Origin of the sequence: Neoroseomonas soli (assembly GCF_018129065.1) — a bacterium.
Lineage (GTDB): Bacteria > Pseudomonadota > Alphaproteobacteria > Acetobacterales > Acetobacteraceae > Neoroseomonas > Neoroseomonas soli.
Window position 1 is genome coordinate 24472 of sequence record NZ_JAAEDM010000062.1, and the last position, 6087, is coordinate 30558.

The following is a 6087-nucleotide window of genomic DNA, read 5'->3' on the forward strand; positions in this document are numbered from 1 at the left end:
GCATCGCGGCTGCCGCGGCATCTTCGCAACCCCACCTTGGAATGAACCGCACGGGGGCTCGATCCGGATGGCGAGCCACGACCCGATCCGCCGGGCCGGCGCGGATCAACGCCCGGGGCGTGCCGTCCCTCGCATCGGTCGTTTCGCCGCGTGCCGCCGCGACCGGCGACCGGCCAGGCCAAACCCGGGCCTGCCGGCTGCCGGAATCGATGCATGCGGGCCACTTCCGCCGGCGCCGGACGTGTGGCGCGCATGGGGGGCATCCACCCCACCCGGTTGCCCACCGGCCCCCCCGCCTCTATAGCGGCTCGCACCCCCCCAGCAGCAGCCGCAGGTGCCCTCTCTTGGCCAGCATCGCCCCGACGCCCGACGCCTCCGCGAACCCGGCGCTTGCCGCCCAGGCGGAGATCCTGTCGCGCCCCGAGACCGAGGCGCGGCGCCTCGCCAACGCCATCCGCGCGCTGGCGATCGACGGCGTGGAAGCCGCGAAGTCCGGCCATCCCGGCATGCCGATGGGCATGGCCGATGCCGCGACCGTGCTCTTCACGAAGTTCCTGAAATACGACGCCGCCGACCCGCGCTGGGCCGACCGCGACCGTTTCGTGCTCAGCGCGGGCCACGGCTCGATGCTGCTCTATGCCCTGCTGCACCTGACCGGGCATGCCGGCATGGGTGTGGATGAGCTGAAGCGGTTCCGCCAGCTCCATTCCCCGGCCGCCGGCCACCCGGAATTCGGCGAGCACCCCGGCATCGAGACGACCACCGGCCCGCTCGGCCAGGGCCTCGCCACCTCGGTCGGCATGGCGCTGGCGGAGCGGATGCTCGCCGCGCGCTTCGGCGCCTCGCTGGTGGACCACCGCACCTGGGTCATCGCCTCGGACGGCGACCTGCAGGAAGGCGTGAGCCATGAAGCCGCCTCGCTCGCCGGCCATTACGGCCTGTCGAAGCTCTGCGTGCTGTGGGACGACAACCACATCTCGATCGACGGCGACACCGCGCTGTCCTTCACCGACGACACGCTGAAGCGCTTCCAGGCCTATGGCTGGGCGACGCGCCGCGTGGACGGGCACGACCCCGAGGCGCTGGCCGCCGCGATGGCCTGGGCCACGCGCAACCGCAAGCCGACGCTGATCGCCTGCCGCACCATCATCGGCCTCGGCGCGCCGACCAAGGCGGGCACGGCGGGTTCGCACGGCTCGCCGCTCGGTGCCGCGGAAGCGGCGGCGGCGAAGGAGGCACTCGGCTGGACCGGGGCGCCCTTCACCGTGCCCGAGGACATCAAGGCCGCCTGGGAGGCCGCCGGCCGCCGCGGCGCCGGCACCCGCCGGTCCTGGCTCAAGCGCCTGACCAAGCACCCACAGCAGGCCGAATTCGACCGCGCCATGGCCGGCCGCCTGCCGGAATCCTGGCACGAGGCGCTCGCCGCGCTGCGCGCCAGGCATGCCGAGGAGAAGCCGAAGCTCGCCACCCGCGTCTCCAGCCAGAAGGCGCTGGAAGCCCTGGTCCCGAGCGTGCCGGAAATGGTCGGCGGTTCCGCGGACCTGACCGGGTCGAACAACACCAACGTGAAGGGCATCCCGGCCATCGCGCCGGGGAACTTCGGCGGCCGCTTCGTCCACTGGGGCGTGCGCGAGCACGGCATGGCCGCGGCCATGAACGGCATGGCGCTGCATGGCGGCATCATCCCGTATTCCGGCACCTTCCTGGTGTTCAGCGACTACATGCGCCCGGCGATCCGCCTCGCGGCGCTGATGCGCCAGCGCGTCATCCACGTGCTCACGCATGACAGCATCGGCCTCGGCGAGGACGGGCCGACCCACCAGCCGGTCGAGCACCTCGCCTCCTTCCGCGCCATGCCCAACGTCTTCGTCTTCCGCCCGGCGGATGCAATGGAGACGGCCGAGTGCTGGGAGCTCGCGGTGAAGCGCGCGGACGGTCCGTCGCTGCTGGCGCTGTCGCGCCAGAACCTGCCGGCACTGCGCGCCGAATCCGGCGAGAACCGCTGCGCGCGCGGCGGCTACGTGCTCGCGGAAGCCTCCGCGGCGCGCAAGGCGACGCTGATCGCCACCGGCTCCGAGGTCCATCTGGCGGTGGCCGCGCGCGATGCGCTGGAAGCCGAGGGCATTCCCACCGCGGTCGTCTCCCTGCCCTGCTGGGAAATCTTCGCCGCGCAGGATGCGGGTTACCGGGAGCAGGTGCTCGGCCCGGCATTGCGCGTCGGCGTCGAGGCCGCGATCGGCTTCGGCTGGGACCGCTGGCTCGGCAATGACGGCATCTTCGTCGGCATGGGCGGCTTCGGCGCCTCGGCCCCGGCGGAGGACCTGTTCAAGCATTTCGGCATCACGGCAGATGCCGTGGCGGCGGCGGTGAAGAAGCGCCTCGCCTGATCGATACTCCTGACGGGAAGGAAAGACACATGGCCGTTAAGGTTGCCATCAACGGTTTCGGGCGCATCGGCCGCCTGGTGCTTCGCGCGCTGATCGAGAGCGGGCGCAAGGATGTCGAGTGCGTCGCCATCAACGACCTCGGCAGCGTCGAGGCCAATGCCCACCTGTTCCGCTACGACAGCGTGCACGGCCGCTTCCCCGGTGAAGTGGCGGTGGATGGCAACAAGATCATCATCACCGCCAATGGCCGCACCTATGCGCCCATCGTCGTCAGCGCCGAACGCGACCCGACCAAGGTGCCCTTCCAGGGCGTCGACGTCGCGCTGGAATGCACCGGCATCTTCACCAGCAAGGAGAAGGCCTCCGCGCTGATCGCCGCCGGCGCGCGCAAGGTCATCATCTCCGCCCCCGGCGACAACGCCGACGCGACGATCGTCTACGGCGTGAACCACCAGACGCTGACCAAGGAGATGACCGTCATCTCCAATGCGTCCTGCACCACCAACTGCCTCGCGCCCATCGCGAAGGTGCTGCACGACAATTTCGGCATCCTGCGCGGCTACATGGTGACGATCCACGCCTATACGGGCGACCAGAACACCGTGGACACGCTGCACAAGGACCTGCACCGCGCCCGCGCGGCCGCCGTGTCCGCCATCCCGACCAGCACCGGCGCGGCCAAGGCCGTGGGCCTGGTGATGCCGGAACTGAAGGGCAAGCTCGACGGCACCGCGATCCGCATCCCGACGCCGAACGTCTCCCTCGTCTCGCTCGACTTCGTGCCGGCCAAGACCGAAGGCCTGACCAAGGAAGCGATCAACGCGGTGATGAAGGCGGCATCCGAGAGCGGGCCGCTCAAGGGCATCCTCGCCTACAACACCGAGCCGCTGGTCTCGATCGACTTCAACCACAACCCGGCCTCGTCCACCTTCGACGCGACGCAGACCCAGGTGGTCGATGGCGGCCTGGTGCGCGTGATGTCGTGGTACGACAACGAGTGGGGCTTCTCGAACCGCATGAGCGACACCGCGGCGCTGTTCGGCAGCCTCTGATGGCTCGGGAGGGCTCTGCCCTCCCGAACCCACCCGCCAGAGGCCGAATGGCCTCTGGACACCGGCACTTGCGGTCGTTCCCGCTGGACCGGGTCTACCAGCTGATCGAACCGGGGCCGGTGGTGCTGCTCGCCACCAGCCATCGCGGCATTCCGAACGTCATGGCCATGTCCTGGCACATGATGGTCGAGTTCACCCCGCCGCAGATCGCCTGCATCGTCAGCAACCGGAACCACTCCTTCCATGCGCTGCGGCGCACGAAGGAATGCGTCATCGCCGTGCCGCCGGCGGAATTCGCGAAGACCGTGGTGGCGATCGGCAATTGCTCAGGCGCGGATACCGACAAGTTCGCGACTCTCGGCATCGTGACGAAGCCAGCGCGCCACGTCGCGGCGCCGTTGCTGCCCGACTGCTTCGCCAACCTGGAATGCCGCGTGATCGACACGCGGATGGTCAATGCCTACTGCATGTTCGTGCTGGAGGTCGTGCACGCCTGGATCGATCCCGAGCGCCGAGACGCGAAGACCATCCACCACCAGGGCTGGGGCCGGTTCGCGGTCGACGGCAGGATGATCACCCTTCCATCCGACAAGGCCTGATCCTTCGTCCTGGTTTCCAAAGGCCTTTCGGCCTTTGGTGGGGGGAGCGCGAGGGGGGCGAAGCCCCTCTCGCCCCCGTCAGAACACCCTGAGCCTTCCCCGCGACATCTCGAACCCCCGCCCGTCCCCGTTCGTGCAGCGCAGCCCCGTCCGTGCCGCCGTGCAGGCCATTCCCGGCCCCTGCCACGCCTGCCCATAACCCAGAACCGGATTCGCCGGGTCCGCCACGGTGTCGCCGTGGCAGATCACCTGCACGACGCCCTTCCCGCCCAGCGACACCGCGCCACCCCAATCGAGATCACAGCCCGGCGGCCGCGGCGGGCGAGCATAGGTGAAGTTCATCACGTCGCAGCGCAGCGTCCCTTCGTGGACCGCGCAGTGGATGTTGCCCGAGGGCAACTGGAATGCCCCCTGCGCCGATGCTAGGACCGGCAACAGGGCAAAGGCTGCCACCCACCGGATCATCCCCCACTCCCCGCCAGGATCTTCACGCGATGTCCTACAGAACGATCGACGCACTGGACGCCAAGGGCAAGCGGGTGCTGCTGCGCGCCGACCTCAACGTGCCCGTGAAGGACGGCCGCATCACCGACCGCACGCGCATCGAGCGGCTCTGCCCCACCATCGCGGAACTGGCCGGCGACGGCGCCCGCGTCATCATCTGCAGCCACTTCGACCGCCCCAAGGGCAAGCGCGTGCCGGAGATGTCGCTGAAGCCGCTGGCCGAGGCGCTTTCCGCCGCGCTGCGCCGCCCCGTCGCCTGGGCCGATGACTGCATCGGGCCGGAAGCCGAGGCCGCGGTCGCGAAGCTGCAGGACGGCGGCGTGCTGCTGCTGGAGAACACCCGCTATCACGCCGGCGAGGAGAAGAACGACCCCGCCATGGCGGCCGCGCTGGCGAAACTCGCCGACGCCTATGTGAACGACGCCTTCTCCGCCGCGCACCGCGCCCATGCCAGCACGGAGGGCGTCGCGCGCCTGCTGCCGGCCTATGCCGGCCGGCTGATGGAGGCCGAACTCAAGGCGCTCGATGCCGCGCTCGGCAATCCGGCGCGGCCGGTGGTGGCGATCGTCGGCGGGGCGAAGGTCTCGACCAAGCTCGACCTGCTCGGGAACCTGTCGAAGAAGGTGGACGTGCTCGTCATCGGCGGCGCCATGGCCAACACCTTCCTCGCCGCCCAGGGCAAGGGCATGGGCAGGTCGCTCCAGGAAGCGGAGTTGCACGACACCGCCCGCGCCATCCTGGAGGAAGCCAAGGCCGCGAACTGCGAGATCCTGCTCCCCTCCGACCTCGTGGTGGCCGAAGAGTTCAAGCCCAACCCGCCCACCCGCACGGTCGGCGTCGATTCGGTGCCCGAGGGCTCCATGGCCCTCGATGTCGGCCCGGAGACCGAACAGGCAATCGAGCAGCGGCTGCGCGGCGCCTCGACGCTGGTCTGGAACGGCCCGCTCGGCGCCTTCGAGACGCCCCCCTTCGACACCGCCACGGTGGCGGTCGCGCAGGTCGTCGCCTCCCTCACCCAGTCTGGCGCGCTGAAGTCCATCGGTGGCGGCGGGGACACGGTGGCGGCGCTGCGCCATGCCGGGGTGGCGGAGCGGATGACCTACATCTCCACCGCCGGCGGTGCCTTCCTCGAATGGCTGGAGGGCAAGACGCTGCCGGGGGTCGCGGTGCTCTCGGCATCGTGATCCGATACGCCCGGCATCATTGCGGGGCGTCTCAGCGCGCGGGGCCGGAGGGGTGGCCGCGCGCATATCCAATCGGGCAGGGCACCCCGGCCTGCACGCAATGGTTGCTGGAAGGTTAACGGACTCCGGGCGCAGGCTGCGGCCATGCGCATCAGTCCCGTTCGCCGCCTGCGAGGCCCTCTCCGGTTAAGCCATTCTTCACGGCTCGGCTGGACAATGCTCCGCATGCTCAGCCTGAACTCCCTCGCCGCCTTCACGCAGGAAGTCACGCGGACCGCGGACCTCCAGCCGGTGCGGAGCCCCGACCGGCCCGAGGCCGCGCGCGGCGCCGCAAGCCCGGCGCCGCAGCGCACGCTCGGCG

General features: G+C 70.2%; 5 protein-coding genes. 4 read left to right on the forward strand and 1 reads right to left on the reverse strand.

What is annotated here, in order from left to right:
• Positions 1-353: 353 nt before the first annotated feature.
• The 3 genes from tkt (at position 354) to GXW76_RS18710 (ending at position 4038) form a co-directional block, all read left to right on the forward strand.
• Complete coding sequence (gene tkt / locus GXW76_RS18700) at positions 354-2387, forward strand: transketolase (protein WP_338150994.1); 2034 nt, start codon at positions 354-356, stop codon at positions 2385-2387.
• A 29-nt stretch (positions 2388-2416) separates the two neighbouring features.
• Positions 2417-3439 carry a type I glyceraldehyde-3-phosphate dehydrogenase gene (gene gap / locus GXW76_RS18705; protein ID WP_211863617.1) on the forward strand — a complete coding sequence of 341 codons (1023 nt, stop codon included), beginning with the start codon at positions 2417-2419 and terminating at the stop codon, positions 3437-3439.
• Between the two features lie 68 nt (positions 3440-3507).
• Entirely contained in the window at positions 3508-4038 is a 531-nt protein-coding gene (locus tag GXW76_RS18710) for a flavin reductase family protein (protein ID WP_246514507.1), read from the forward strand.
• 78 nt (positions 4039-4116) lie between these two features.
• Here the strand turns inward: GXW76_RS18710 and GXW76_RS18715 are convergent, their stop codons facing one another.
• Positions 4117-4491, reverse strand: a complete 375-nt coding sequence (locus GXW76_RS18715; RefSeq protein ID WP_211863619.1) for a DUF6636 domain-containing protein — start codon at positions 4489-4491, stop codon at positions 4117-4119.
• Between the two features lie 41 nt (positions 4492-4532).
• On the opposite strand from GXW76_RS18715, the gene GXW76_RS18720 reads away from it, so the two are divergent.
• Complete coding sequence (locus tag GXW76_RS18720; RefSeq protein WP_211863620.1) at positions 4533-5726, forward strand: phosphoglycerate kinase; 1194 nt, start codon at positions 4533-4535, stop codon at positions 5724-5726.
• Positions 5727-6087 lie beyond the last annotated feature (361 nt).

What these genes read in the sequence shown, in the direction of transcription:
- gap (WP_211863617.1), top strand. Translation starts at nt 2,417, where the DNA reads ATGGCCGTTAAGGTTGCCATCAACGGTTTCGGGCGCATCGGCCGCCTG.
- GXW76_RS18720 (WP_211863620.1), top strand. Translation starts at nt 4,533, where the DNA reads ATGTCCTACAGAACGATCGACGCACTGGACGCCAAGGGCAAGCGGGTG.